Origin of the sequence: Streptomyces sp. NPDC048415 (assembly GCF_040651675.1) — a bacterium.
In the GTDB taxonomy this organism is placed as follows: Bacteria; Actinomycetota; Actinomycetes; order Streptomycetales; family Streptomycetaceae; genus Streptomyces.
Genome location: NZ_JBEZKJ010000038.1, coordinates 1 through 26,512, shown reverse-complemented (window position 1 = coordinate 26,512; position 26,512 = coordinate 1). Strand labels below are relative to the sequence as shown.

The window sequence follows — 26,512 nt, the reverse complement described above, 5'->3', positions numbered from 1 at the left end:
AACCGATCGATGCGCAGATCGTATGCGGCCTCGCGTCCCGTCGGCCGGCCTCTCTTTGTCCTGTGAGTGGAGAAAGTTGGGGGCAATTCCTGCGCGACTTCTTCCCACCCCCGGCAGCCGCTGCTACGTTCCCCTCGAAAGCAAGACCGGCGACCTGGCCGGAACCCGACGGCGACGCAGGCCGATTGAGGCGGGGAGGGGCTCGTGAGACGTATGACGGCACGACCCGCGAACGCGCACCAGGCTCGGCTGCTGCGGCTGTTGCGTGACGGCGGCCCCAACTCCCGTGCTCAGCTCGGCGATCAGATCGACCTCTCCCGGTCGAAGCTGGCCGTCGAGGTGGACCGGCTGCTGGAGACCGGGCTCGTGGTGGCCGACGGACTCGCCGCCTCACGCGGCGGGCGCCGCTCCCACAACATCCGGCTCGCGCCCGCGCTGCGCTTCCTGGGCGTGGACATCGGCGCCACCTCGATCGACGTGGCCGTCACCAACGCGGAGCTGGAAGTCCTGGGGCACATCAACCAGCCCATGGACGTCCGCGAGGGCCCGGTCGCGGTCTTCGAGCAGGTCCTGTCCATGGCGGCAAAGTTGAGGGCATCGGGGCTCGCGGAAGGGTTCGACGGCGCCGGGATCGGCGTGCCGGGACCCGTCCGTTTCCCCGAGGGCGTCCCGGTCGCCCCGCCGATCATGCCCGGCTGGGACGGCTTCCCGGTGCGTGAGGCGCTCAGCCAGGACCTCGGCTGCCCGGTCATGGTCGACAACGACGTGAACCTGATGGCCATGGGGGAGCAGCACGCGGGCGTCGCACGCTCCGTGGGCGACTTCCTCTGCGTCAAGATCGGTACGGGCATCGGCTGCGGCATCGTCGTCGGCGGTGAGGTCTACCGCGGAACGACGGGCAGTGCGGGCGACATCGGGCACATCCAGGCCGTGCCCGACGGACGTCCGTGCGCCTGCGGCAACCGGGGGTGCCTGGAGGCCCACTTCAGCGGCGCGGCGCTCGCGCGAGACGCGACGGACGCCGCCCAGCAAGGGCTTTCCGAGGAGCTCGCTTCCCGGCTTGAGGCGGCAGGCGCGCTCACCGCGGTCGATGTCGCCGCCGCGGCCGCCGCGGGCGACGCCACCGCGCTCGACCTGATCCGGGAGGGCGGCAACCGCACGGGTCAGGTCATCGCCGGTCTGGTCTCCTTCTTCAACCCTGGCCTGGTGGTGATCGGCGGCGGCGTCACGGGCCTCGGTCATACGCTGCTCGCCGCGATCCGCACCCAGGTCTACCGACAGTCACTGCCGCTCGCGACCGGCAACCTTCCCATTGTGCTGGGCGAGCTGGGCCCCAGCGCCGGAGTCATCGGCGCGGCTCGCCTCATCAGCGACCACCTGTTCTCACCCGCGTAAGCACCCCCGTAGATCACCCAGTACAGCGCCCTGCTCTGCCACGCCCTGAAACCGCTTGCCCCGTAAGCGCCCTGCCCTGAAACCGGCCCGCACGCCCGCCAAGGGGAACCGTCATGGCACCAGAACCACCGCTGCTCACCATGTCCGGCATCACCAAGTCGTTCCCCGGAGTCCGGGCCCTCGACGGCGTCGACCTCGACGTGCAGGCCGGCGAAGTGCACTGCCTGCTCGGCCAGAACGGCGCCGGAAAGTCCACGCTCATCAAGGTCCTGGCCGGCGCCCACCAGCCTGACGAGGGCACCATCGGCTGGCGTGGCACGCACGTCACCCTCAAGTCGCCGATCGCCGCCATGCGCCTCGGCATCGCCACCATCTACCAGGAACTCGACCTGGTGGAGGGCCTGTCGGTGGCCGAGAACGTCCACCTCGGACATGAACCCACGGCCGCCGGATTCGTCGTACGAGGAAAGGCGGCGCGGGCATCAACGATCGCTTTGCTAAAGCGACTTGGGCATCCGGAGATCGATCCGGCGCGGCACGTGGGCGAGCTGTCGGCGGCCCAGCAGCAGATCGTCTCCATGGCACGGGCGCTCTCCCACGACGTACGCCTCATCGTCATGGACGAGCCCTCCGCCGCCCTCGACCCCGACGAGGTCGACAACCTCTTCCGCATCGTCGGCGATCTCACCGGGGCCGGCGTCGCCGTCGTCTACATCTCGCACCGTCTGGAGGAGATCCGCCGCATCGGCGACCGGGTGACCGTGCTGAAGGACGGGCGCGCGGTGGCGGGCGGACTGCCCGCCAAGTCCACGCCGACGCGTGAGGTCGTGGCACTGATGACGGGGCGCAATGTCGAGTACCTGTTCCCGGACCGGCCCCACTCACGGCCGCCGGCCGAACCCGTCCTCACGGTCCAAGGCCTCGCCCGAACCGGAGAGTTCGCACCGCTCGACCTGGATCTGCGGCCCGGCGAGATCGTCGGACTGGCCGGGCTGGTCGGCTCGGGGCGCTCCGAGATCCTGGAGACCATCTACGGGGCCAGGAAACCGACGGCCGGTCAGGTCAGTGTGGACGGGCGGCCCCTGCGCCCGGGAAGCGTACGCGCCGCCGTCCGCGCCGGACTCGGTCTCGCCCCCGAGGAGCGCAAGGCTCAGGCCCTGCTGATGCTGGAGTCGGTCACCCGCAATGTGTCAGTGTCCTCCATGTCCCGCTTCTCACACGGGGGTTGGATCGACCGGCGTGCCGAGCGCGGGGCCGCGAGGGCGGCGACACGCGAGCTGTCGCTGCGCCCCGACAACCCCTCGGTCCCCATCCGGACGCTGTCCGGCGGCAACCAGCAAAAGGCCGTCCTCGCGCGCTGGCTGCTGCGCGGCTGCCGCGTACTGCTCCTCGACGAACCCACCCGCGGGGTCGACGTCGGTGCCCGCGCCGAGCTGTACGCGGTCATCCGCCGACTGGCCGACGAGGGCCTCGCCGTGCTTCTGGTCTCCAGCGAAGTGCCCGAGGTGCTGGGACTGGCCGACCGCGTCCTGGTGCTCCGCGAGGGACATGTCGTCCACACGGCGCCCGCCCGGGAGCTCGACGAACACCGCGTACTCGACCTGGTCATGGAAGGGACATCATGACGCAGCCCGTCTCCCCGCCCAGGGACGACACCCCCAAGGTGTCGCCGGTCAAGGAACACGCCCCGTGGCGGACGCTCGCGACCCGCGCCGACGTCCGCACCCTCTCGCTCCTCGGTGTCCTCACCGCCCTGATCGTCATCGGCGGCATCACCAAGCCCGACGAGTTCCTCGACACCCGCAACCTCCAACTCGTCCTCACCCAGGCCTCCGTGATCGGTGTGGTCACCGTCGGCATGACCTTCGTCATCACCTCCGGCGGCATCGACCTGTCGGTCGGCGCGATCGTCGCCCTCTCCTCGGTATGGGCGACGACGGTCGCCACCCAGGAGTACGGCTTCGCGGGCATCCTCTTCACCGCGGTGCTCGTCGGCGTGGGCTGCGGTCTGGTCAACGGCCTGCTCATCGCGTACGGCGGGATGGTCCCGTTCATCGCGACGCTCGCCATGCTCGCCTCCGCCCGGGGCCTCGCCCTCCAGATCACCGACGGCAAGACCCAGATCGTCACCGTGGACGGCCTTCTGAAGCTCGGCGAGCGCGACGCGTACGTGCTCGGCATTCCTCCGCTGGTCCTCGTCTTCGCCGTCGTCACGGTCATCGGCTGGCTGATCCTCAACCGCACCACCTTCGGGCGGCGCACGGTCGCCGTCGGCGGCAACGCGGAGGCGGCACGCCTCGCCGGCATCGACGTACGACGGCAGCGGCTGTATCTGTACCTGCTCTCCGGGCTGTGCTGCGGCATCGCCGCCTTCCTGCTGATCATCCTGTCCGGCTCGGGTCAGAACACCAACGGCAACCTGTACGAACTCGACGCCATCGCGGCCGCGATCATCGGCGGCACGCTGCTCAGCGGAGGCCGCGGCACCATCACCGGCTCCGTCCTCGGCGTCCTGATCTTCACGACGATCACGAACATCTTCGCGCTCAACAACCTCCAGAGCGACGTCCAGCAGATCGCCAAGGGCGCGATCATCGTGGCCGCCGTGCTCGTCCAGCGCCGTACCGCCAGCACCTCTTGAGCCGCCCCATACGGGAAGGGTCCACCGCCATGCCACAACCCACGAGCCCCACGAGCCGCAGAGGACTGCTCTTCGGGACCGCCGCCGTCTCGGCCGGTGCCCTCCTCGTCGGCTGCACCAGCAACGACACCAAGGACGAGAAGCCGACCGCGAACGACCAGCCGGCCGCCGACGACAAGCCAGGCAAGCACGTCACGATCGGTTTCGCGGGCCCGCAGGCCGACCACGGCTGGCTCAACGCCATCAACGACAACGCCAAGAGCCGCGCGAAGAAGTACCAGGACGTGACGCTGGAGATCACCGAGGGCTCCAACGACACGGCCGCGCAGATCGGCCAGATCGAGACACTGATCAACAAGAAGGTCGACGTCCTGGTCGTGCTGCCCGCCGACGGCAAGGCGCTCACCCAGGTCGGCCTCAAGGCCATGCGCGCGGGCATCCCCGTCGTCAACCTCGACCGGATCTTCAACTCTCCGCAGGCATACCGCTGTTGGATCGGCGGCGACAACTACGGCATGGGCCTGAGCGCCGGCCAGTACATCGGCGAGAAGCTCAAGGACAAGAAGGACGCTCGCGTCATCGAACTCGCCGGGCTCGACAACCTCGAGCTCACCAAGCAGCGCACGCAGGGCTTCGACGCGGCCCTGAGAAACTACCCGAACATCAAGAAGGTCGCCCGGCAGGCCGCCGAGTTCACCGTCGAGTCCGGCCAGGCCAAAATGGCCCAACTCCTTCAGGCGCAGCCGAAGTTCGACGCACTGTGGAACCACGACGACGACCAGGGCGTCGGCGCGCTGCGCGCCGTCAAGCAGGCCGGCCGTGACAACTTCCTGATGGTCGGCGGGGCGGGCGCCCTCTCCGCCTTCCAGGCCATCGACGCCGACAACAGCGTCCTGAAGGCCACCGTCCTGTATCCGCCGACCATGGCCGCGTCCGCGATCGACCTGGCCCGCGCGCTCGGCCAGGGCAAGGGCATCGGCGGGCTCGCCGAGTTCGAGATCCCCGCGTCGCTCACGCTCTACTCGGCCGTCGTCGACAAGGACAACGTCCAGCAGTACATGGCCACCGGCTTCAAATGAGATGCCCTGCCTTCCGGGCCTGTCCGGCGGACCAGGGCCCCACCCCCCACCGTGCCACGACGACGAGGAGGACATCCGCATGGGACAGCCGCACCGGGGCGACGAGGTCGAGAAGCCCGCACTGGGCGTGGGCATGGTCGGCTACGCCTTCATGGGCGCCGCCCACTCCCAGGGCTGGCGCACCGTCGGCCGTGTCTTCGACCTGCCGCGCCGCCCGGTCCTCGCCGCCGTCTGCGGCCGTGACGGACAGGCCGTACGGGCGATGGCCGAGCGGCACGGCTGGGCGGCGGCCGAGACCGACTGGCGCTCCCTGATCGCCCGGGACGACGTCGACCTCGTCGACATCTGCACCCCCGGCGACAGCCATGCCGAAATCGCCGTTGCCGCCCTGGCCGCGGGCAAGCACGTGCTGTGCGAGAAGCCCCTCGCGAACACGGTCGAGGAGGCCGAGGTGATGGCGGCAGCCGCCGAAGCGGCTCTCGCCCGGGGGCAGATGTCCATGGTCGGCTTCAACTACCGCCGACTACCGGCCACTTCCCTGGCCCGGAACATGATCGCCGAGGGCCGCCTCGGCACCCTGCGTCACCTTCGGGTGACGTACCTTCAGGACTGGCTGGTGGACAGGAGGTTCCCGCTCACCTGGCGGTTGCGCAAGGAGGCGGCCGGATCGGGAGCGCTCGGGGACCTGGGAGCGCACATCGTCGACCTCGCGCAGTATCTGGCGGGGGAGCCGCTCGTCGGAGTCTCCGCGCTCACCGAGACGTTCGTACGGGAACGGCCGCTGCCCGGCGGGGCGTCGAGCGGGCTGTCCGCCGTTTCGGACGGCGGGCTGTCCGCGGGCCCGGGGACAGGCGGTCTCGGCACGGTCACCGTCGACGACGCCGCCCTGTTCACCGCCCGCTTCGCCTCCGGCGCCCTCGCCTCCTTCGAGGCCTCCCGCTTCGCGAGCGGCCGCAAGAACTCCCTGCGCATCGAACTCAACGGCGAGCGCGGCTCGTTGGCCTTCGACCTGGAACGGCTCAACGAACTCTCCTACCACGACCACACCGAGCCCGGCGCGCACGCGGGCTTCCGCCGCATCCTCGTCACCGAGCCCGACCACCCCTATCTGGACGCCTGGTGGCCACCGGGCCACGGCCTCGGATACGAGCACACCTTCGTGCACCAGGCCCGTGACCTGGTGCGGGCCATCGCGGACGGCCGGCCACCCGTGCCGTCCTTCGCCGACGGGCTGCAAGTGCAGCGCGTACTCGCGGCGGTGGAGGAGAGCGCCGAGAAGAACTCCGTCTACACACCCATAGCGGTCTGAGGAGGCCTGGAAATGCCGCGCAACTTCACGCTCTTCACCGGCCAGTGGGCCGACCTGCCGCTCGAAGAGGTCTGCCGCCTGGCCCGCGACTTCGGCTACGACGGACTCGAACTCGCCTGCTGGGGCGACCACTTCGAGGTCGACGAGGCGCTCGCCGACCCGGCGTACGTCGACTCCCGGCACGCACTCCTCGACAAGTACGGCCTGAAGTGCTGGGCGATCTCCAACCACCTGGTCGGCCAGGCCGTCTGCGACGCCATCATCGACGAACGTCACCAGGCGATCCTGCCCGCCCGCATCTGGGGCGACGGCCAACCCGAGGGCGTACGGCAGCGGGCGGCCGCCGAGATCGCCGACACCGCACGCGCGGCGGCCGCCTTCGGCGTGGACACCGTGATCGGCTTCACCGGGTCGGCGATCTGGCACCTGGTCGCGATGTTCCCGCCCGCGCCCGAGTCGATGATCGAACGCGGTTACGAGGACTTCGCCGAGCGCTGGAACCCCATCCTGGACGTCTTCGACGCGCAGGGCGTGCGGTTCGCCCACGAGGTCCACCCGAGCGAGATCGCATACGACTACTGGACAACGCACAGGGCGCTGGACGCAGTTGACCACCGTCCTGCCTTCGGCCTCAACTTCGACCCCTCGCACTTCGTGTGGCAGGACCTCGACCCTGTCGGTTTCCTCCACGATTTCCGCGACCGGATCTACCACGTCGACTGCAAGGAAGCCCGCAAACGGCTCGACGGGCGCAACGGCCGCCTCGGCTCGCACCTGCCCTGGGGCGACCCGCGCCGCGGCTGGGACTTCGTCTCCGCCGGCCACGGCGACGTCCCCTGGGAGGACGTCTTCCGCATGCTGCGTTCCATCGACTACGCGGGCCCCATCTCCGTCGAGTGGGAGGACGCCGGCATGGACCGGCTGCAGGGCGCACCCGAGGCCCTGACCCGCCTCAAGGCCTACGACTTCGAGCCGCCGTCGGCCTCCTTCGACGCGGCGTTCGGTCACTGACCTCTTCCGCTCTCCGGGGTGACGGCGCACCCCGGCGTCACGCATCCGCCCGTACGACCAGCCCCTTCATGGAGGCATTTCGTGCACCCGTACGCCCCAAACAGGAAGAACAAAAGCCACTCGAGACGTCCCAGAATGCGCGGGGCACTCGCCCTGCTGAGCGGCGCGCTGCTCGCGGCCGCTTCCCTCACCCTCACCCCACCCCAGGCCGGCGCAGCCGTCGCCGGCCCCAAGGCCTCGGCGGCCGAGGACTTCCAGCAGGTCACCCTGGCCAAGGGCGAACCCGAGGTCGGCGAGCCCATGTCGCTCGCCGTGCTCCCGGACCGCTCGGTGCTGCACACCTCGCGCGACGGCGAACTCCGCCTCACCGACAGCGCGGGCAACACGAGGCTCGCGGGCAAGCTCGACGTCTACTCGCACGACGAGGAAGGCCTGCAGGGCGTCGGCATCGACCCCGATTTCACGGCCAACCGCTTCATCTACCTGTACTACGCGCCGCCCCTGAACACCCCGGCCGGTGACGCCCCGGAAACGGGCAGCGCCGCCGACTTCGCGCCCTTCGACGGCGTCAACCGCCTCTCCCGCTTCGTCCTGAAGAGCGACGGGACGCTCGACACGGCGAGCGAGAAGAAGATCCTCGACATCCAGACATCCCGGGGCATCTGCTGCCACGTCGGCGGCGACATCGACTTCGACGCGGCCGGGAACCTCTACCTCTCCACCGGCGACGACTCGAACCCCTTCCAGTCCGACGGCTTCACCCCCATCGACGAGCGCGCCGACCGCAACCCGGCATTCGACGCGCAGCGTTCGGCCGGCAACACCAACGACCTGCGCGGCAAGATCCTGCGCATCAAGGTGAACGCCGACGGCTCGTACTCCATCCCCGACGGCAACCTCTTCCCGCCCGGCACGGACAAGACGCGCCCCGAGATCTACGCCATGGGCTTCCGCAACCCGTTCCGCTTCAGCGTCGACAAGGCGACGGGCATCGTGTACGTCGGTGACTACGGCCCTGACGCGGGCGCCGCCGACCCCGCGCGTGGCCCCGGAGGCCAGGTCGAGTTCGCGCGAGTGACCGGCCCCGGCAACTTCGGCTGGCCGTACTGCACGGGCAAGAACGACGCCTACGTGGACTACGACTTCGCGACGAAGACGTCCGGCGCGGCCTTCGACTGCGACGCGCCGAAGAACAACTCGCCCCACAACACCGGGTTGACCGACCTGCCCCCTGCCCAGCCCGCCTGGATCCCGTACGACGGCGCGTCCGTCCCGGAGTTCGGCAGCGGCTCCGAATCCCCGATGGGCGGCCCGGTCTACCACTACGACGCCTCGCTCGACTCGCCGGTGAAGTTCCCCCAGGCGTACGACGGGAACTTCTTCGCCGGAGAGTTCGGCCGCCGCTGGATCAAGCGGATCGTCTCCGACGGCAGCGGCGCCGTGCAGTCCATCAACGCCTTCCCGTGGACGGGCACCCAGGTGATGGACATGGCCTTCGGACCCGACGGCGCGCTGTACGTGCTCGACTACGGCACCGCCTGGTTCGGCGGCGACGAGAACTCGGGCCTGTACCGGATCGAGAACGCCACCGACGGCCACTCGCCCGTCGCCCAGGCCGCGGCCGACCGCACCTCGGGACACGCCCCGCTCAAGGTCCACTTCTCCTCCGCCGGTTCGTCCGACGCCGACGGCGACGCCCTCACCTACAGCTGGGACTTCGGCGACGGCGGCAAGTCGACAGCGGCCGACCCGACGTACACGTACAAGAAGAACGGCACGTACACGGCGACGGTGACCGCCAAGGACGCCTCGGGCCGCACCGGAAGCGCGAGTGTGCAGGTCGTCGTCGGCAACACCGCGCCCAAGGTGACGCTCGAATTGCCCAAGGACGGACAGCTGTTCAGCTTCGGCGACGCCGTGCCCTTCAGGGTGAAGGTGACCGACCCGGAGGACACCACCATCGACTGCTCCAAGGTGAAGGTCAACTTCATCCTCGGCCACGACAGTCACGGCCACCTGCTGACCTCCGCCAACGGCTGCACGGGCACCATCGAGACCGGCGCGGGCAACGGCCATGACGACGACGCGAACATCTTCGGGGTCTTCGACGCCCAGTACACCGACGGCGGGGGCGGCGGACAGGCCCCGCTGACCAGCCACGACCAGAATGTCACCCAGCCCAGGCACCGCCAGGCCGAGCACTTCGGCAAAGCCTCGGGGATCACCGTCCAGTCGAAGGCCACCGCACACGGCGGCAAGACGGTGGGCGACATCGACAACGGCGACTGGATCTCGTTCACGCCGTACGTGCTGAGCAACGCCACGAAGATCACGGCGCGTATCTCGTCCGCGGGATCGGGCGGCACGCTCGAGGTCCGCGCGGGCTCCCCGGCCGGCCGGCTTCTGGGCACCGCGAGTGTGCCGGTGACCGGCGGCTGGGACACCTTCCAGGACGTGAGCGCGGATCTCTCGCGAGCGCCGCGCGGCACCACCACGCTCTACCTCGTCTTCAAGGGGAGCGGGACGGGCGCGCTCTACGACGTGGACGACTTCACCTTCACGACGAGCTGATGGGAGGGATGACGCTCATGCGCGCATCGACACGAATACTGACCGTGAGTGCTGCCGCAGCCCTGCTCATCGGCTGTGTGTCGGGACCGGCCGCGTCGAAGGACGCCGACGGCGGCCGGGTCCTGGTCTTCTCCAAGACCGCCGGCTTCCGGCACGACTCGATTCCCGACGGGATCGCAGCCGTGCGGGAACTCGGTGCTGCGAACGGCTTCGCGGTCGATGCCACGGAGGACGCGGGCGCCTTCACCTCGAAGAACCTAGCCCGCTACGACGCCGTGGTCTTCCTGTCCACCACGGGTGACGTCCTCGACGACACCCAACAGACCGCCTTCGAGCGGTACATCAATCGGGGCGGCGGCTATGTGGGCATCCACGCGGCCGCCGACACCGAGTACGACTGGGCCTTCTACGGCGGCCTCGCGGGCGCCTACTTCCAGTCGCACCCCGCGATCCAGCCCGCGACAGTCGACGTCGAGGACCGGGCACACCCGGCGACCTCGCAACTCCCGAAGGCGTGGGAGCGCACGGACGAGTGGTACAACTACCGCTCCAATCCGCGTGACCGGGCCCACGTCCTGGCCTCCCTCGACGAGTCGTCGTACACCGGCGGCACGATGACCGGCGACCATCCGATCGCCTGGTGTCAGGAGTACCGGGGCGGCCGCGCCTTCTACACCGGGGGCGGTCACACCAAGGAGTCGTTCGCCGAACCCGCCTTCCGGCAGCACCTGTTGGGCGGTATCCGGTACGCCATCGGCGACGCGCGGGCCGACTGCCGCCCGGAGAACGGCTACCGCCCGCTCTTCGACGGCACGGCCGAGTCGCTCTCGGCGTGGAAACAGGCCGGGCCGGGCTCCTTCTCCCGCTCGGACGACGGCACCCTGACGTCGAACGGCGGGCTGGGGATGCTCTGGTACGCGGGCGCCGCCTTCGGGGCGTACTCGCTGAAGCTGGACTGGAAGGCGGCCGGGGACGACAACTCCGGTGTCTTCGTGGGCTTCCCGGCCTCCGACGACCCCTGGTCGGCCGTGAACAACGGCTATGAGATCCAGATCGACGCGACCGACGCCCCCGACCGCACCACCGGGGCCGTGTACAGCTTCCAGTCCGCCGACATCGACAAGCGCGACCGCGCGCTGAACCCGCCGGGGGAGTGGAACACGTACGAGATCCGCGTGGAGGGCGAACGGCTCCGCGTCTGGCTCAACGGCGTGAAGATCAACGATTTCACGAACACCGATCCGGCACGGAGCCTGCGCGACGGACACGTCGGCATCCAGAACCACGGAGCCGACGACCAGGTGTCCTTCCGTGACATCCGGATCAAGGAACTGCCCACGAAGCCCTCGGCGCGCGGGGCTTTCGAGGCTTCGCCGGGCGACTGAGCGGCGGCGGGCGGGAGACGCCGTACTCCCGCCCGCCGTCTCGCCCCCCGCTTCTCCTGGCTGACTTACGACAAGGAGGCTGCCCATGTCCGTGTCCCCTGCTGATCCCCGGGTGGGGGTGTGGCTGATCGGAGCACGCGGCTCCGTCGCCACCACCGTCATCGCGGGTTGCGCGGCCGTCACCGCCGGGCTGCACGCCCCGACGGGCATGGTCACCGAAACCGACCTCTTCGCCGACTGCGGCCTGCCCACCCTGCCGTCCCTCGTCTTCGGCGGTCACGACACCGTCGACTGCCCTCTGCCGAAGCGGGCGGAGGCCCTGGCCGCGGGTGGCGTACTCCCGCAGGGTCTGCCCTCGGCAATCGCGGCCGAACTGGAGGCCGCCGACCGTGAGATCCGCCCGGGCGGCCCCGTCCCCGGCGACACCCGTGATCCGTCCGAGCTGGTGGACACGTTCGCCGCGGACATACGGGACTTCGTACGCCGGTGCGGCCTGGTGCGGGCGGTGGTGGTGAACGTGGCGTCCACGGAACCCGCTCACGCCGGGACCGCGCTGCCCCCGAGCTCGCTGTACGCGGCGGCAGCGTTGCGGGCCGGCTGTCCCTACGTGAACTTCACGCCCTCGACGGGCCTGCACCACCCGGCGCTCGCGTCCTTGGCCGAGTCCAGCGGGCTGCCCTACGCGGGCCGCGACGGCAAGACCGGCCAGACACTGCTCCGGTCCGTACTCGGCCCGATGTTCGCCCAGCGCGCGCTGACGGTCCGCGCCTGGTCCGGCACCAACCTCCTGGGCGGCGGGGACGGAGCCGCCCTCGCCGACCCGGCCGCCGCCGCGGCCAAGAACGCCGGCAAGGAGCGCGTGCTGGCGGACACCCTGGGTGCGGCTCCGGAGGGCGAGACCCATATCGACGACGTTCCCGCCCTCGGCGACTGGAAGACCGCCTGGGACCACATCGCCTTCGACGGCTTCCTCGGCACCCGCATGATCCTCCAGACCACCTGGCAGGGCTGCGACTCGGCGCTCGCCGCTCCCCTGGTCCTCGACCTCGCCCGGCTGACAGCACGCGCCCACGAGGCAGGCGTCACCGGCCCCCTGAGCGAACTCGGCTTCTACTTCAAGGATCCGATGGGGGAGGGGCTCTCGGCACTGGGTGAGCAGTACGCGGCACTGGCGGGGTTCTCGGGGCGGCTGCGGGGGCTTACGGGGGAGGGCCGGTGAAGTCGCGCGGGGTTGGGGCGCTCGGGTCGGGCGCGTTTCTTGGAAAGGGGAAGCCGACTGGCATGAGCGAGTCGGCCGGGTTGGCTGAGGCGAGCGAGTCGGTCGGACTGGCCAGTGCGAGCGCCTCGGTTGAGTCGGGCCCGGGGGCGCGAGTGTCGGTCGGGTTGGCTGAGGCGAGCGAGTCGGCCGGGTTGGCCGGTGCGAGCGCCTCGGTCGGGTTGGGCCCGGGGGCGCGGGCGTCGGTCGGGTTGGGCCTGGGGGCGCGGGTGTCGGTCGGGTTGGGCCCGGGGGTGCGGGAGAAAGCCTGGGCCTGGGTCGAACTGCTGCGCCTGCCCGCCCTGTTCACCGTGCCAGGAGACGCCGTCGCGGGGGCCGCCGCCGTCGGCACTCGCCCGAACTCCCGCACTCTGCTCGCCATCGGTTCCTCCCTCTGCCTGTACGAGGCGGGCATGGCCCTGAACGACTGGGCCGACCGAGCCGAGGACGCCGTGGACCGCCCGCACCGCCCGCTGCCCTCCGGCCGCGTACACCCGGCCGCGGCACTCGCGGCGGCCGGAGCCCTGACGGTGGCGGGCCTCGCCCTGGCAGCCCGCGCGGGACGCCCCTCTCTCGCGGTCGCCGCACCGCTGGCGGCCACCGTCTGGGCGTACGACCTCACGCTCAAACGAACCCCCGCCGGAGCCGCGGCGATGGCAACCGCGCGCGGCCTGGACGTACTCCTCGGCGCCGCGGCCACCGCCGGCACGGCTCGCAGCCCGGATCGGCTCTTCGGCACGGCGAGCACCGGACGTGCGGCGCGCGGCCAGGACGTGCTCCACGGTGTGACCGCCGCCTGTCGCACCGCCCGCCACGCCCTCCCCGCTGCCCTCACCCTGGCCGCCCACACCCTCGCGGTGACCACGGTGTCGCGGGGCGAGACGCAGGGCGGTTCGCCGGTGGCACCGCTGGCCGCGCTGGCCACGACCGGTGCGCTTGCCTGGAGACTCTCGTACGGTCGGCCAGGCGCGGGACGGCCTGCCGACGATGCCCCGACAGCTCCGCACTCAGCACGCGTCGGCGCCCCGAGGGCGAGACCCGGCCGAGCCTCCGGTGCGGCTCCATCTCCCGGCTCTTCCCCGAACCCCATGGCAGACACCCTGCGCGGAGCCCTCACCCTGGCCTACGCGGCGACCGCCGCCCACCCGCTCTTCCACGCCGCCCTGAACCCCTCACCCCAGCTCACCCAACGAGCCGTCGGCGGCGGAATCCGCGCCATGATCCCCCTCCAGGCCACCCTCGCCGCCCGCGCGGGCTCTCCCGTCACCGCCTTCCTGATGGCCGCACTCGCCCCAGCGGCCCGGAAGTTCGCGAGGAAGGTGAGCGTCACATGACCCCGAGCCCCCGCCCGGCCTCCGACGCGGGCCCCGCCCCGGACCCCCATCCCCTCCGCTTCGGCTACGGCACCAACGGCCTCACCGACCTCCGTCTCGACGACGTCCTCTCTCTCCTCGCCGACCTCGGCTACGAGGGCGTGGGCCTGACCCTCGACCACATGCACCTGGACCCGCTCGCCCCAGACCTGGCCGCCCGCACGCGGAAGGTGGGCCACAGGCTGGCGGCGTTGGGACTGGGCGTCACCGTGGAGACCGGCGCCCGCTATGTCCTCGACCCACGGCGCAAACACGGCCCATCGCTCCTCGACCGGGACCCGGACGACCGCGTGCGCCGGATGGACCTGCTGATACGGGCCGTGCGGGTCGCCGCCGACCTCGGCGCCCACGCCGTGCACTGCTTCAGCGGAGTCACCCCGGCGGACACGGACGAGGACACCGCCTGGAAACGCCTGGCCGAGGCGCTCACCCCCGTACTGGACGCCGCGACTCTCGCCGGCGTCCCCCTCGCCGTCGAACCCGAACCGGGCCACCTGCTCGCCTCCCTCGCGGACTTCCACCGCCTCCGCCGCGCACTCGGCGACCCGGCCGCCCTCGGGCTCACCCTCGACATCGGCCACTGCCAGTGCCTCGAACCCCTGCCGCCCGCCGACTGCGTACGCGCCGCCGCCCCGTGGCTGCGTCACGTCCAGATCGAGGACATGCGCCGCGGCATCCATGAACACCTCCCGTTCGGGGACGGGGAGATCGACTTCCCGCCCGTACTCGAAGCCCTTGCCGACACCGGCTATCAGGCCCTGACCGTCGTCGAACTGCCCCGTCACTCCCACGCCGGTCCCCACTTCGCCGAAGAGTCCCTCCCGTTCCTCCACCGCGCGGCCCGGGCGATCCCCAAGGGCCCCGAAGGGAGAACCCCGTGAACCACCCGAACCGAACCCAGGGCAGCCGGAGCAGCCAGGCGGGCCACACCGGCCGGCCCGCCCTCGCCGCCCTGCACGCCCGCCTGAACACCCACCTCGGCGGAGCCGCCCGCGCCTGGCTCGACCAGGCACTCGACGAGGCGGCCGCCCACCCCGGCGTCCACGGCCCCATCTCCGTCTGGGAGTTGCGGATAGCCGAGGCCGGGCGCCGGTGCGGGCCCGAGTACGCCGACGCAGCCCGCGTACTCCTCCTGCACGCCGCCCGCGCCGACCCGGACGCACTCGCCCGCGTCTACCGCCAAGGCACGGCCGCCGAACGCCGAGCCGTCCTGCACGCCCTGCCCCACCTCGTGCCAGGGCCCGGCGCGCTGTCCCTGGTCGAGGACGCCCTGCGCACCAACGACACCCGGCTCGTCGCGGCCGCCGTCGGCCCGTACGCCGCCCGGCACCTGGACCCCCACAGCTGGCGCCACGCCGTCCTGAAGTGCCTGTTCACCGGCGTCCCCGTCGACGAGGTGGCCGAGCTGCCCCGGCGCGCCCGCGCCGACGCCGAACTCGCCCGCATGCTCGGCGACTACGCCGACGAACGCGCCGCCGCGGGCCGTCCCGTACCCGAGGACCTGTATCGCGTCCTGGCCCTGACCGAGCCCACGGCCACCCCCACCGGCACGCCCGGAAGCTCCGGCACCTCCGGCACGCCCGGAAGCTCCGGCACGCCCGGCACCTCCGGCACCTCCGGCACGCCCGGCACCTCCGGCACCTCCGGCACGCCCGGAAGCTCCGGCACGCCCGGCACCTCCGGCACCTCCGGCACGCCCGGAAGCTCCGGCACCTCCGGCAAGGAGTCCTGATGCGCATCTTCGACCCCCACATCCATATGACGTCACGGACCACCGACGACTACGAGGCCATGCACGCCGCGGGCGTCCGCGCCGTCGTCGAGCCCTCCTTCTGGTTGGGCCAGCCCCGCACCTCACCCGCCTCCTTACTCGACTACTTCGACTCGCTCCTCGGCTGGGAACCCTTCCGCGCCGCCCAGTACGGCATCGCCCACCACTGCACGCTCGCCCTCAACCCCAAGGAGGCGAACGACCCCCGCTGCGTCCCCGTCCTCGACGAACTGCCCCGGTATCTCGTCAAGGACCAGGTGGTGGCCGTGGGCGAGATCGGCTACGACTCGATGACCCCCGCCGAGGACGCCGCGCTCGCTGCCCAGCTTCAACTCGCCGCCGACCACGAGCTGCCCGCGCTCGTCCACACCCCGCACCGCGACAAGCTGGCCGGCCTGCGCCGCACCCTGGACGCCGTCCGCGCATCCGCCCTGTCCCCGGAGCGGGTCCTGGTCGACCACCTCAACGAGAACACCGTCAAAGAGGCGAAGGACAGCGGCTGCTGGCTGGGCTTCTCCGTCTATCCCGACACCAAGATGGACGAGGAGCGGATGGTCGCGATCCTGCGGGATTACGGGTCTGAGAAGGTGCTCGTCAACTCGGCCGCCGACTGGGGGAGAAGCGACCCTCTCAAGACCCGCCGAGTCGGGGACGCCCTGCTGGCGGCCGGATTCACCGACGACGACGTCGACCAGGTGCTGTGGCGCAACCCCGTCGCCTTCTACGGACTCAGCGGGCGGCTGAATCTCCAGAGCACGACCAAGGAAGTCACCCACGAAGGCAACTCCGTTCTCCGCGGCGGGGAGTGAGCGATGCGCTTCCGCCACCCCGACGGCTCCACCGTCCACCTCGCCTACTGCACCAACGTCCACCCGGCCGAGACCCTCGACGGCGTCCTCGCCCAGCTCCGCGACCACTGCGAACCCGTGCGCCGTCGCCTCGGCCGCGACCGCCTCGGGATCGGTCTGTGGCTCGCCAAGGACGCCGCCCGCACCCTGGTGACCGACCCGTCCGCCCTGCGTGGTCTGCGCACCGAGCTCGACCGCCGCGGCCTCGAAGTCGTCACCCTCAACGGCTTCCCGTACGAGGGCTTCGGCGCCGAGGAGGTCAAGTACCGCGTCTACCAGCCGGACTGGGCCGACCCGGAACGCCTCGCCCACACCACCGCCCTGGCCCGCGTCCTCGCCCAGCTCCTGCCGGACGACGTCACCGAAGGCACCATCTCCACGCTGCCCCTCGCCTGGCGCACCGCGTACGACGACCAGCGGGCGGCAACGGCCCACGCAGCGCTGACCACGCTCGCCGAACGCCTCGACGCCCTCCACGAACTCACCGGCCGCTCCATCCGTATCGGCCTGGAACCGGAACCCGGCTGCGCCGTCGAGACCACGCGCGACGCCATCGCCCCGCTCACCTCGATCGGCCACGACCGCATCGGCATCTGCGTCGACACCTGCCACCTCGCCACCTCCTTCGAAGACCCGCACACCGCCTTGGACGCGCTCACACAAGCCCGTGTCCCTGTCGTCAAGTCGCAGCTCTCAGCCGCCCTGCACGCCGAACACCCCCATCTCCCCGAAGTCCGCACGGCCCTCGCCGCCTTCGACGAACCCCGCTTCCTGCACCAGACCCGCACCCGGACATCCGCCGGCCTGCGCGGCACCGACGACCTCGGCGACGCCCTCGCCGGAGACGCCCTGCCCGACGCCTCCCCGTGGCGCGCCCACTTCCATGTCCCGCTGCACGCGGCCCCCGCCGCGCCCCTCACCTCCACACTCCCCGTACTGCGGGCCGCGCTGGCCCATCTCGCCGGTGGCCCGCACCCGCTCACCCGCCATCTGGAGGTCGAGACCTACACCTGGCAGGCCCTCCCGTCCGAGCTGCGCCCCCGCGCCCGCGCCCAGCTCGCCGACGGCATCGCCGCAGAACTCACCCTGGTCCGAGACCTGTTGACGGACCTCGGCCTCAAGGAGCTGCCGTGACCCAGCAGCCGGCACCGACACCCCTGCGGGAGCACCCCAGCGAGCTCCCACGTCCCACCCCTCTCCTCGTCCTGGACGTAGTCGGCCTCACTCCTCGTCTCCTCGACCACATGCCCCACCTCAAAGCTCTCGGCCAGTCCGGCTCTCGCGCGCCGCTCGGCACCGTCCTGCCCGCCGTCACCTGCGCCGCACAGTCCACCTTCCTCACCGGCACCCACCCCTGCGAGCACGGCATCGTCGGCAACGGCTGGTACTTCCGCGAGCTCGGCGACGTACTCCTGTGGCGGCAGCACAACGGCCTGGTTTCCGGCGACAAGTTGTGGGATGCCGCCCGGCGCGCGCACCCCGGCTACACGGTCGCCAATATCTGCTGGTGGTACGCCATGGGCGCCGACACCGACATCACCGTCACTCCCCGTCCCGTCTACTACGCCGACGGCCGCAAGGAACCCGACTGCTACACCCGGCCCCCGGCCCTGCACGACGAACTCACCGAGAAACTCGGCACGTTCCCCCTGTTCCACTTCTGGGGTCCCGGCGCCGACCTCGTCTCCAGCCGCTGGATCATCGACGCGACCCGCCACATCAACCGCACCCGCCGGCCGGACCTGACCCTCTGCTACCTCCCTCACCTCGACTACGACCTGCAGCGCTTCGGCCCCGACGACCCGCGCTCCCTGCAAGCGGCCGCGGACCTCGACGCGGCCATGGCTCCCCTCCTCGACGACGCCAAGGCGGAAGGCCGCACCGTCGTCGCGCTCTCCGAGTACGGCATCACCCGCGCGGACCGCCCCGTCGACATCAACCGCGCCCTGCGCCGCGCCGGACTCCTGGAGGTGCACACGCAGGACGGCATGGAGTACCTCGACCCGATGGCGTCCCGTGCCTTCGCGGTCGCCGACCACCAGATCGCCCATGTCTACGTGCGACGTCCAGAGGACCTGGAGGCCACGAAGGCAGCCCTCGCCGACCTACCCGGCATCGAGCGACTCCTCGACGACGAGGGCAAGAAGGCCCATCACCTCGACCATCCGCGCTCCGGCGAACTCGTTGCCGTCGCGGAGCCGGACGCCTGGTTCACGTACTACTACTGGCTCGACGACGCCCGCGCGCCCGACTTCGCGCAGCTCGTCGAGATCCACCGCAAACCCGGCTACGACCCGGTCGAACTCTTCATGGATCCCCTCGACCCCTACGTCAAGGTGAAGGCGGCCACCGCGCTGGCCCGCAAGAAGCTCGGCCTGCGCTACCGCATGGCGGTCGTGCCCCTGGACCCCTCACCTATTCGCGGCAGCCACGGCCGCCTTCCCCTGAGCGACGACGAAGGTCCGCTCATCATCTGCTCCACCCCCCGCGCAGTCACCGGCCGCATCGCGGCCACCGAAGTGAAATCCCTGCTGCTCGACCTGGCCGGCCTCGAATGACGAGGCCTGACGAGCCGTGACGAGCGACTACAGAAAGTGAAACACGCGCCACTGACAACGCGTTCGGCGAGCGTCCGGCAGGCGTCCGACCTGCGCACGAGCAGCAGACCGTCCGGCACCCGCCACCGCTGAACACCGATCCGAAAGAGAGAGACCGTGACCGCGTTCAACGACGAATCCGGAACCGGCGACGCCCTGCGTCGCACCCTCGGCGTCAGCCGCCGCCGCTTCCTCAGCACCTGCACCGCCGCCGCGACCGCGGCGATCGCCGCACCCGTCTTCGGCGCCTCGCCCGCCCTGGCCGAGGACCGGGCCAGAGACCAGGACCACGGCGGCGACGTCCTCGTCCCTCCGGCCAGGCGCGGCATCATCCTCTACACGCTCCGTGATGCGACGGGCCGCGATCCCCTCGCCACCGATCTGCCCTCCGGTTTCCGCGAGGTCTTCCAGCAGCTCTCGCGATTCGGCTACAAGCAAGTGGAGTTCGCTGGTTACGGCCAGCACGCCAACGCCGCGGGCGGTGCGAACCTGGAGTCCGTGGAGGGCGCCAAGCTGCTGCGTTCCTGGCTCGACGAGTACGGGCTGCGGGCGCAGGGCAACCACGGCTTCATACCGCCGTCCTGGCCCTTCACCACGTCCGACCTGGACACCTTCAAGAAGCACCTGGAGATCGCCAACATCCTGGGCATGGCGCACATGGGCACCGGCGGCGATCCCACTGGCAGCGCCTACCGCGCCGACTGGGACGTGGCCGCCGACAAGTGGAACGCGCTCGGCGAGATCGCCCGCCGTGAAGGCATCAAGCTGTACACCCACAACCACGACGCGGCCTATGGCTTCGTGATCGACGGGGGCCCGCTCGACGCCCAGGGCCGCCCGACCCGCAGTTCCGGCATCCGCAAGCTGGAGTACTTCCTGCAGATCACCGACCCGAAGGTGGTCTGGCTGGAGATGGACATCTTCTGGGCGCACGTGGCCCAGTACAAGTTCCACACGTACACGGCCCACGACGGCTCCACACAGGAGAACGTCTTCGATCCGGCGGGGCTCGTCGCCCGCAACAACAAGCGCTACCCGCTCTTCCACGCCAAGGACGGCACCGTCAACACCACGAACGGCATGGGCTACGACATGGTGCCGTTCGGCACCGGCGTCATCGACTACACCACCTTCTTCTCCCGTGTCGGCGCCAGGAACTACCACAACCCGATGGTCGAGCAGGACAACGCCCCGAGCTCCACCGACCTCGGGCAGTCGCTGAAGCACGCGAAGATCGGTTACGACAATCTCGCGGCCCTGCGCAAGAAGCGCCACTAGCAAACGGATCGGGCGGCCCTTCCCGCGACGCTCGTCGCGGGAAGGGCCGCCCGTTGTCCGGACTCCCTTGCTCAGCCCACCGGTTGCGGCCGCGGCGCCGACGTGTCCGCTCGAGTCCGCCCCGGCTGCTTCAGCAGCAGCGCGATCGCCGCCGCCACCATGGAGACGCCGCCGGCCAGCGCGTAGGCGCCGTTGTAGCCCCAGGCGGCGACCACCATCGAGCCGAGCCCGCCGCCGAACAGGCCGCTGATCAGCTTGCCGCTGTACACCAGCCCGTAGTTGGTGGCGTTGTAGTTCTCGCCGAAGTAGTCCGGCGTCAGGGCCGCGAACATCGGATAGAAGGCCCCGCCGCCGAACCCGGAGAGGAAGGCGAAGAACAGGAACAGGGCTTCGCTGTGGATGTCGCCGGCCCAGATCACGCCGAACTGCGCGAGCCCCAGGACGACGATCACGAATACCAGGGTCTGCTTACGGCCCCAGCTGTCGGACAGCCAGCCCACCACACCCCGGCCGATGCCGTTGATGACGGCCATGACGCCCATTGACGACGCCGCCACCAGCGGGCCGAAGCCCACCTCCTTGGCGAAGTCGACCTGGAAGGAGATCCCGAAGATCGACACGCCCGCGGTCATGACGAGGGCGATCCACATGAGCGGGAGCATGCCGGTCCTGATGGCCTCCTTGGGCGTGAACTGCTTCACCGCGGGAGGGTTCTTGGCGAGGCTGGCTGCGCCCTTCTCGGTACCGCCGTACGTCAGCGGGTCGATGTCCGCCGGCCACCAGTCCTTCGGCGGGTCCTTGAAGAAGAAGGCGGTCGAGAAGACCACGATCATCACGTAGCAGCCGATGAGGTCCAGTACGCGGTGGTAGTTGGCCGTGTCGAAGGCGTAGTTGAAGATGAAGATGAACGGCAGCGAGCCGTACGCGAATCCGCCGTTGACGAACCCGGTCTTGGCGCCGCGCCGCTCGGGGAACCACTTGCCGACCATGTTGATGCAGGTCGCGTACACCAGGCCGGATCCGATGCCACCGATGACGCCGAAACCCAGGATCGCCAGGAGGACGTTGCTCAGGTGAGAGAGGGCGAGGAAGCCGATCAGGCACATGCCCGAGCCGACGTACATGGCCTTGCGGGCGGTCAGGATGCCCTTCTCCCGCAGCCAGCCCGCGGGGAAGGCTATGCCGGCCTGGAAGAAGACCCAGACACTCAGGATCCAGAAGGTGTTGCTCTGCGTCCAGCCGTGCGCGTGGGACAAGGTGTCCTCGGCCGAGCCGTACGCGTACTCGAAGACACTGATGGCCATCATGGCTATCCATGGCAGGTACACCATGAACTTGCGTGAGTGGCCCAGGATGTCCCGGTCCGTCTCGCCGATCCGGTAGACACGGCCCCGGGAATCGGTGACTTCGCGGTACGAGGCGCCGGAGTCCTCCGACGCGTTTTTCGTGGCGATAGGTTCCGCCGTCATCAAGCCATCTCCTCGCCGAGCGGGTGCGGGTTGGGAACTATGCTCCGGGCCTGTGGCCGGCCCGGTGATTTCAGGAACAGCGCCAGCACGGCGGACGCCAGGCCGATGGATCCGGCGAGCACGAAGGCGCCGTGGTAGTCCCACGTGTCGACGACGATCGCGCCCATGCCGGAGCCCACCAGGCCCGAGATCAGCTTCGAGCTGTAGACCATTCCGTAGTTGGAGGCGTTGTTGTTCTCACCGAAGTAGTCCGCCGTCATGGCCGCGAACAGCGGGAAGATCGCCCCACCGCCGAAGCCGGAGACCATGGAGCAGAACAGGAAGAACGGCATGCTGCCCATCTGGCCGGAGATCAGGACACCGAACTGGGCGGTGCCCAGCACCAGACACACGATGATCAGTGTGTGGCGCCGGCCGGCGCGGTCGGATATCCAGCCGATGACGCCGCGTCCCGTGCCGTTGACGATGGCCTTCAGCGACATCGCCGTGGCAACGATCCCGCCCGCGAAGCCCATGTCCTTGCCGAACGGCACCTGGAAGGCGATGCCGAAGATGTTGATCCCGGCCGTGCACAGCAGACAGAACCACATCATCCAGAGAACGGGCGTACGAGCGGCCTCCTTTGGGGTGTACTGCTTCACGGCCGGCGGGTTCTTCTCCAGCGCCCGCCTGATCCTCGGGTCGTCCGACACCTTCAGCGGGTCCACGTTCGCGGGCCACCAGCCCTTCGGCGGGTCCTTGAAGAACCAGCCGGCGACCGCGACCATCGCGCAGCAGAGCAGACCGACGCCCACCAGGACGCCCTTGTAGTTGCCCAGCTCCATGTACGAGGTGAACAGGAAGACGAAGGGCACGGACCCATAGGCGAAACCGCCGTTGACGAAGCCCGTCTTGCCGCCCTTGCGCTCCGGATACCACTTGCCGACCATGTTCACGCAGGTCGCGTAGACGAGACCGGCGCCGATACCGCTGCACATGCCGAAGCCGAGATAGGCGACCAGCACATGCGGCGCGAACGCCAGTGACAGATAGCCCAGCAGGGTGCCCAGCGCGCCCAGCAGCATCGCCGTACGGGCGGGGAGGCGGCCGCTCTCCCGCAGTTGCCCGGCCGGGAAGGCCACGGCCGCCTGGAAGAACACCCAGACGCCCATCAGCCAGAAGATGTGTCCGCTGCTCCACAGATGAGCATCGTGGAGCGTGTCCTCGGCTGACGTGAACGCGTACTCGGCAGAGCTGATCCCCAGCATGCCCGCCCAGGGCAGGAAGACCATCCATTTACGTTTACGGCCCATGATGTCGACGTCGGACTCGCCGACGCGGTATACGCGGCCATTGCGGTCCGTCACCTCTTGATAGGGGACGGACGTCGAGAAATCGGTGGTTGCCATCGAACTCAAACACCCCTTGCGTCGAAAGATCTGGACAGCGCCCCCTGCCAAATGCCTTTCGTGCGCTCACGGGTCCCGGGGGCGGCCGACGCGCACCGTCGGCCGCCCCCGCGCACACTCACGTCATGACCCGCCCCCCAACAGCCCCGCCGCACGCGCCCAGCGATACTTCGCGCCGAGCACGGCGACCGGCTTCTCGGTTGTGTACGGGTAGGCCACGACCCCTCGCTCGTAGAGGTACTGGCAGGCCTCTTCGACCTCGACGTCGCCGGCGAGCGAGGCCACCACGGGCTTCGCGACACCGCGCTCACGGAATTCGGCCACCACGCGCGCGGTGAGCTCGGCGAAGACCATGGGAGGGGTCACGATGGTGTGCCAGTAGCCGAGGACGAGCGCGTGAATGCGCGGGTCCGAAAGGCCCAGCCGGATCGTGGCCTCGTACGTGGACGGCGGCTCCCCGCCCGTGATGTCCACCGGGTTGCCCGCGGCCCCGAAGGGCGGAATGAACTCCCTGAAGGACGCGTCCAGGTCCGGCGGGATCTCCATCAGGGACAGACCGTTGTCGGTCACCGCGTCGGACAGCAGTACGCCGCTGCCGCCCGCGCCGGTGATGATCACGATGTTGTCGCCCTGGGGGGTGGGAAGCACCGGCAACGCGCGCGCGTACTCCAGCATGTCGTTCAGCCCGGGGGCCCTGATGACACCGGCCTGCTTCAGGATGTCGTCGTACACGGCGTCGTCGCCCGCGAGTGCGCCCGTGTGCGAACCGGCGGCCCTCGCCCCGGCGGCCGTACGACCGGCCTTCAGGACCACGACCGGTTTCTTCGGGACCGTGGTCCGTGCCGCCTCCACGAAGGCGCGGCCGTCCTTCAGGTCCTCCAGGTGCATCGCGATGCACTGCGTGCGCGGGTCCTCGCCGAACCAGGTGAGCAGGTCGTCCTCGTCCAGGTCCGACTTGTTGCCGAGCCCGACGATCGCCGAAACACCGGTCTTCGTAGTACGCGCGAAACCCAGAATGGCCATCCCTATGCCACCGGATTGCGAGGTGAGAGCGACGCCGCCCTTCACGTCGTACGGCGTGCAGAACGTGGCGCACAGGTCCTGCCACGTCGAGTAGTAGCCGTAGATGTTCGGGCCGAGGAGCCGGATGCCGTACCGCTCGCCGATGGCCACGAGCTCGTCCTGGAGCGCGTGTTCGCCGGTCTCCGCGAACCCGGAGGGGATCAGGACGGCGTTGGGTATGTGCTTGCGGCCCACTTCCTCCAGCGCGGCGGCCACGGCCGGGGCGGGCACGGCGAAGACCGCCACGTCCACCTCACCGGGAATGTCGGTGACACTCCTGTAGGCCTTGCGGCCCAGAATGTCGTCGGCCTTGGGGTTCACCGGATGGATCTCGCCGGAGAAGCCGCCGTCGATGAGGTTGCGCAGCACCGCGTTGCCGATCTTGCCGGGCTCGTTGGAGGCGCCGATCACCGCGACCGACGAGGGCTCCATCAGCCGGCGCATGGAGGTCAGGATCTCCGCGCGGGTGTAGGTGCGGCGTTGGGTGGGATCGCTCTCGGCGAGGATCACACGGATGTCCGCCGCGACCGCGCCCTTCGGGGTGGCGATCACCGGGTTGAGGTCCACCTCGGCGATCTCCGGGAAGTCCGCGACGAGTTCGGAGACCCGACGGATCTGCTCGGCGATCGCCCCCCGGTCCACCGGCGGCGCGCCGCGCACCCCGCGCAGAATCTCCGCCGCGCGGATCGAGTCCAGCATCGACAGCGCCTCGTCGGGGTCCACGGGCGCGAGCCGGAACGTGACGTCCTTGAGGACCTCGACGAGCACACCGCCGAGCCCGAAGGCCACGACCTTCCCGAACGTCGGGTCGGTCACCGCCCCGACGATGACCTCCTGCCCCCGCGGCAGCAGTTCCTGGATCTGTACGCCCTCGATGCGGGCCCGTATGTCGTACGCCCGCGCGTTCTCGACGATCTCGCGGAAGGCGGCCCGTACGTCCGCCGCTCCCTCGACGCCGACGATCACGCCGCCCGCGTCGGTCTTGTGCAGGATGTCCGCGGAGACGATCTTCATCACCACAGATCCGCCGAGGCGTGCCGCGCAGGCCACCGCCTCGTCCGCGTCCCTCGCCAGCTCTTCGCCGGGAACCGCGATCCCGTACGCGTCGGCGATCACCTTGCCCTCGGGCGCCGTCAGCGCGGTCCGTCCCTCGGCTCGCACGGCGTCGAGGAGCTCCCTCACCCGCAGTGCCCGGTCCTCGGTCACCACCTCAGATCACCCCGCTCGACTTGAGCAGGCGCAGTTCCTCGTCCCCGAGGCCGAGTTCGCCGATGTAGATCTCCTCGTTGTGTTCGCCGAGGAGGGGTGAGCTGGTGATGTCGGCGGGGGAGTCGGAGAGTTTGAGGGGGTTGCCGACGGTGACGTACCTGCCGCGTTCGGGGTGCTCGACCTCGACGACGATCTCGTTGGCGGCGAGGGAGGTGTCCTCGATGATCTCCTTGGTGGAGAGGATGGGCCCGCAGGGGATGTTGTGGGCGTTGAGCTTCTCCAGCACCTGCCACTTGGGGAGGGTGGACGTCCATTCCTCGATGAGCTGGAACATCTTGGTCAGCTTGGGGAGGCGGGCTTCGGGGGTGGCCCAGTCCGGGTCGTCGGCGAGCTCGGGCCGGCCGATGAGCTCGCTGATCGGTTTCCAGCCGACGGGCTGCACGATCACGTAGACGTAGTCGTTCGGACCGCCGGGCGCGCAGCGCACGGCCCAGCCGGGCTGCCCGCCGCCGGAGGCATTGCCGGAGCGGGGAACCTCGTCGCCGAAGTCCTCGTTGGGATATTCGGCGAGCGGACCACGGGCCAGTCGCTGCTGATCGCGCAACTTCACCCGGCAGAGGTTGAGCACGGCATGCTGCATGGCCACGTTGACCCGCTGGCCGCGGCCGGTGTTCTCGCGCTGGAACAGCGCCGCGAGTATCCCCGCCACGGCGTGGATGCCGGTGCCCGAGTCGCCGATCTGCGCCCCGGTGGCCAGCGGTGGCCCGTCCTGGAAACCGGTGGTCGACATGGACCCGCCCATGGCCTGCGCGACGACCTCGTACGCCTTGAAGTTGGTGTACGGGCCATCCCCGAACCCCTTGATGGAGGC

Annotated in this window: 20 protein-coding genes; 16 read left to right on the top strand and 4 right to left on the bottom strand. The window is 70.1% G+C overall.

Annotated elements, in window-relative coordinates; translation table 11 throughout:
- Nucleotides 1–213: 213 nt before the first annotated feature.
- The 16 genes from AB0D27_RS24010 (at nucleotide 214) to AB0D27_RS23935 (ending at nucleotide 20,513) form a co-directional block, all read left to right on the top strand.
- Entirely contained in the window at nucleotides 214–1,395 is a 1,182-nt protein-coding gene (locus AB0D27_RS24010) for an ROK family transcriptional regulator (RefSeq protein ID WP_362512246.1), read from the top strand.
- Between the two features lie 113 nt (nucleotides 1,396–1,508).
- Nucleotides 1,509–3,020 (top strand): sugar ABC transporter ATP-binding protein, encoded by a 1,512-nt coding sequence (locus AB0D27_RS24005; protein WP_362512244.1) that lies wholly within the window; start codon nucleotides 1,509–1,511, stop codon nucleotides 3,018–3,020.
- Nucleotides 3,017–4,036 carry an ABC transporter permease gene (locus AB0D27_RS24000; RefSeq protein ID WP_362512241.1) on the top strand — a complete coding sequence of 340 codons (1,020 nt, stop codon included), beginning with the start codon at nucleotides 3,017–3,019 and terminating at the stop codon, nucleotides 4,034–4,036. Before AB0D27_RS24005 ends, AB0D27_RS24000 begins: the two co-directional genes overlap by 4 nt.
- 29 nt (nucleotides 4,037–4,065) lie before the next feature.
- Complete coding sequence (locus AB0D27_RS23995; protein ID WP_362512238.1) at nucleotides 4,066–5,115, top strand: substrate-binding domain-containing protein; 1,050 nt, start codon at nucleotides 4,066–4,068, stop codon at nucleotides 5,113–5,115.
- A gap of 79 nt (nucleotides 5,116–5,194) precedes the next feature.
- Nucleotides 5,195–6,424, top strand: a complete 1,230-nt coding sequence (locus AB0D27_RS23990; protein WP_362512235.1) for a Gfo/Idh/MocA family oxidoreductase — start codon at nucleotides 5,195–5,197, stop codon at nucleotides 6,422–6,424.
- 12 nt (nucleotides 6,425–6,436) lie between these two features.
- Nucleotides 6,437–7,435, top strand: a complete 999-nt coding sequence (locus AB0D27_RS23985; protein WP_362512232.1) for a sugar phosphate isomerase/epimerase family protein — start codon at nucleotides 6,437–6,439, stop codon at nucleotides 7,433–7,435.
- 135 nt (nucleotides 7,436–7,570) lie between these two features.
- Nucleotides 7,571–10,006: a PQQ-dependent sugar dehydrogenase gene (locus tag AB0D27_RS23980; RefSeq protein WP_362512229.1), complete on the top strand. Its 2,436-nt coding sequence runs from the start codon at nucleotides 7,571–7,573 to the stop codon at nucleotides 10,004–10,006.
- A gap of 17 nt (nucleotides 10,007–10,023) precedes the next feature.
- Nucleotides 10,024–11,391, top strand: coding sequence for a ThuA domain-containing protein (locus AB0D27_RS23975; protein WP_362512226.1), 1,368 nt, complete (start codon nucleotides 10,024–10,026; stop codon nucleotides 11,389–11,391).
- 85 nt (nucleotides 11,392–11,476) lie between these two features.
- Nucleotides 11,477–12,610 (top strand): inositol-3-phosphate synthase, encoded by a 1,134-nt coding sequence (locus tag AB0D27_RS23970; protein ID WP_362512223.1) that lies wholly within the window; start codon nucleotides 11,477–11,479, stop codon nucleotides 12,608–12,610.
- A 62-nt stretch (nucleotides 12,611–12,672) separates the two neighbouring features.
- Nucleotides 12,673–13,980: an SCO3242 family prenyltransferase gene (locus AB0D27_RS23965; RefSeq protein ID WP_362512220.1), complete on the top strand. Its 1,308-nt coding sequence runs from the start codon at nucleotides 12,673–12,675 to the stop codon at nucleotides 13,978–13,980.
- Entirely contained in the window at nucleotides 13,977–14,900 is a 924-nt protein-coding gene (locus tag AB0D27_RS23960; RefSeq protein WP_362512217.1) for a sugar phosphate isomerase/epimerase family protein, read from the top strand. Before AB0D27_RS23965 ends, AB0D27_RS23960 begins: the two co-directional genes overlap by 4 nt.
- Nucleotides 14,901–14,971: 71 nt before the next feature.
- Nucleotides 14,972–15,751: an EboA domain-containing protein gene (locus tag AB0D27_RS23955; RefSeq protein ID WP_362512369.1), complete on the top strand. Its 780-nt coding sequence runs from the start codon at nucleotides 14,972–14,974 to the stop codon at nucleotides 15,749–15,751.
- A complete protein-coding gene (locus tag AB0D27_RS23950) occupies nucleotides 15,751–16,599 on the top strand; it encodes a TatD family hydrolase (protein WP_362512214.1) in 849 nt (282 codons plus the stop codon). The genes AB0D27_RS23955 and AB0D27_RS23950 overlap by 1 nt, the downstream gene beginning before the upstream one ends.
- Nucleotides 16,600–16,602: 3 nt before the next feature.
- The gene (eboE, locus tag AB0D27_RS23945; protein WP_362512211.1) at nucleotides 16,603–17,772 is read left to right on the top strand and encodes a metabolite traffic protein EboE; all 1,170 of its coding nucleotides are present in this window, start codon (nucleotides 16,603–16,605) and stop codon (nucleotides 17,770–17,772) included.
- Nucleotides 17,769–19,196 (top strand): nucleotide pyrophosphatase/phosphodiesterase family protein, encoded by a 1,428-nt coding sequence (locus AB0D27_RS23940; RefSeq protein ID WP_362512208.1) that lies wholly within the window; start codon nucleotides 17,769–17,771, stop codon nucleotides 19,194–19,196. The genes eboE and AB0D27_RS23940 overlap by 4 nt, the downstream gene beginning before the upstream one ends.
- Nucleotides 19,197–19,352: 156 nt before the next feature.
- Nucleotides 19,353–20,513 (top strand): sugar phosphate isomerase/epimerase family protein, encoded by a 1,161-nt coding sequence (locus tag AB0D27_RS23935; protein ID WP_362512206.1) that lies wholly within the window; start codon nucleotides 19,353–19,355, stop codon nucleotides 20,511–20,513.
- A gap of 71 nt (nucleotides 20,514–20,584) precedes the next feature.
- Here AB0D27_RS23935 and AB0D27_RS23930 read toward each other — a convergent pair whose 3' ends face one another.
- The 4 genes from AB0D27_RS23930 to AB0D27_RS23915 form a co-directional block, all read right to left on the bottom strand.
- Nucleotides 20,585–21,982, bottom strand: coding sequence for an OFA family MFS transporter (locus AB0D27_RS23930; RefSeq protein WP_362512203.1), 1,398 nt, complete (start codon nucleotides 21,980–21,982; stop codon nucleotides 20,585–20,587).
- The gene (locus AB0D27_RS23925; RefSeq protein ID WP_362512201.1) at nucleotides 21,982–23,370 is read right to left on the bottom strand and encodes an OFA family MFS transporter; all 1,389 of its coding nucleotides are present in this window, start codon (nucleotides 23,368–23,370) and stop codon (nucleotides 21,982–21,984) included. Before AB0D27_RS23925 ends, AB0D27_RS23930 begins: the two co-directional genes overlap by 1 nt.
- A 123-nt stretch (nucleotides 23,371–23,493) precedes the next feature.
- Nucleotides 23,494–25,638 carry an acetate--CoA ligase family protein gene (locus AB0D27_RS23920; RefSeq protein ID WP_362512366.1) on the bottom strand — a complete coding sequence of 715 codons (2,145 nt, stop codon included), beginning with the start codon at nucleotides 25,636–25,638 and terminating at the stop codon, nucleotides 23,494–23,496.
- Between the two features lie 4 nt (nucleotides 25,639–25,642).
- Nucleotides 25,643–26,512 (bottom strand): CoA transferase (locus AB0D27_RS23915; protein ID WP_362512198.1); only part of this gene is annotated, 870 nt, incomplete at its 5' end.

What these genes read in the sequence shown, in the direction of transcription:
- AB0D27_RS24010 (WP_362512246.1), top strand. Translation starts at nt 214, where the DNA reads ATGACGGCACGACCCGCGAACGCGCACCAGGCTCGGCTGCTGCGGCTG.
- AB0D27_RS24005 (WP_362512244.1), top strand. Translation starts at nt 1,509, where the DNA reads ATGGCACCAGAACCACCGCTGCTCACCATGTCCGGCATCACCAAGTCG.
- AB0D27_RS24000 (WP_362512241.1), top strand. Translation starts at nt 3,017, where the DNA reads ATGACGCAGCCCGTCTCCCCGCCCAGGGACGACACCCCCAAGGTGTCG.
- AB0D27_RS23995 (WP_362512238.1), top strand. Translation starts at nt 4,066, where the DNA reads ATGCCACAACCCACGAGCCCCACGAGCCGCAGAGGACTGCTCTTCGGG.
- AB0D27_RS23990 (WP_362512235.1), top strand. Translation starts at nt 5,195, where the DNA reads ATGGGACAGCCGCACCGGGGCGACGAGGTCGAGAAGCCCGCACTGGGC.
- AB0D27_RS23985 (WP_362512232.1), top strand. Translation starts at nt 6,437, where the DNA reads ATGCCGCGCAACTTCACGCTCTTCACCGGCCAGTGGGCCGACCTGCCG.
- AB0D27_RS23980 (WP_362512229.1), top strand. Translation starts at nt 7,571, where the DNA reads ATGCGCGGGGCACTCGCCCTGCTGAGCGGCGCGCTGCTCGCGGCCGCT.
- AB0D27_RS23975 (WP_362512226.1), top strand. Translation starts at nt 10,024, where the DNA reads ATGCGCGCATCGACACGAATACTGACCGTGAGTGCTGCCGCAGCCCTG.
- AB0D27_RS23970 (WP_362512223.1), top strand. Translation starts at nt 11,477, where the DNA reads ATGTCCGTGTCCCCTGCTGATCCCCGGGTGGGGGTGTGGCTGATCGGA.
- AB0D27_RS23965 (WP_362512220.1), top strand. Translation starts at nt 12,673, where the DNA reads ATGAGCGAGTCGGCCGGGTTGGCTGAGGCGAGCGAGTCGGTCGGACTG.
- AB0D27_RS23960 (WP_362512217.1), top strand. Translation starts at nt 13,977, where the DNA reads ATGACCCCGAGCCCCCGCCCGGCCTCCGACGCGGGCCCCGCCCCGGAC.
- AB0D27_RS23950 (WP_362512214.1), top strand. Translation starts at nt 15,751, where the DNA reads ATGCGCATCTTCGACCCCCACATCCATATGACGTCACGGACCACCGAC.
- eboE (WP_362512211.1), top strand. Translation starts at nt 16,603, where the DNA reads ATGCGCTTCCGCCACCCCGACGGCTCCACCGTCCACCTCGCCTACTGC.
- AB0D27_RS23930 (WP_362512203.1), bottom strand. Translation starts at nt 21,982, where the DNA reads ATGACGGCGGAACCTATCGCCACGAAAAACGCGTCGGAGGACTCCGGC.
- AB0D27_RS23925 (WP_362512201.1), bottom strand. Translation starts at nt 23,370, where the DNA reads ATGGCAACCACCGATTTCTCGACGTCCGTCCCCTATCAAGAGGTGACG.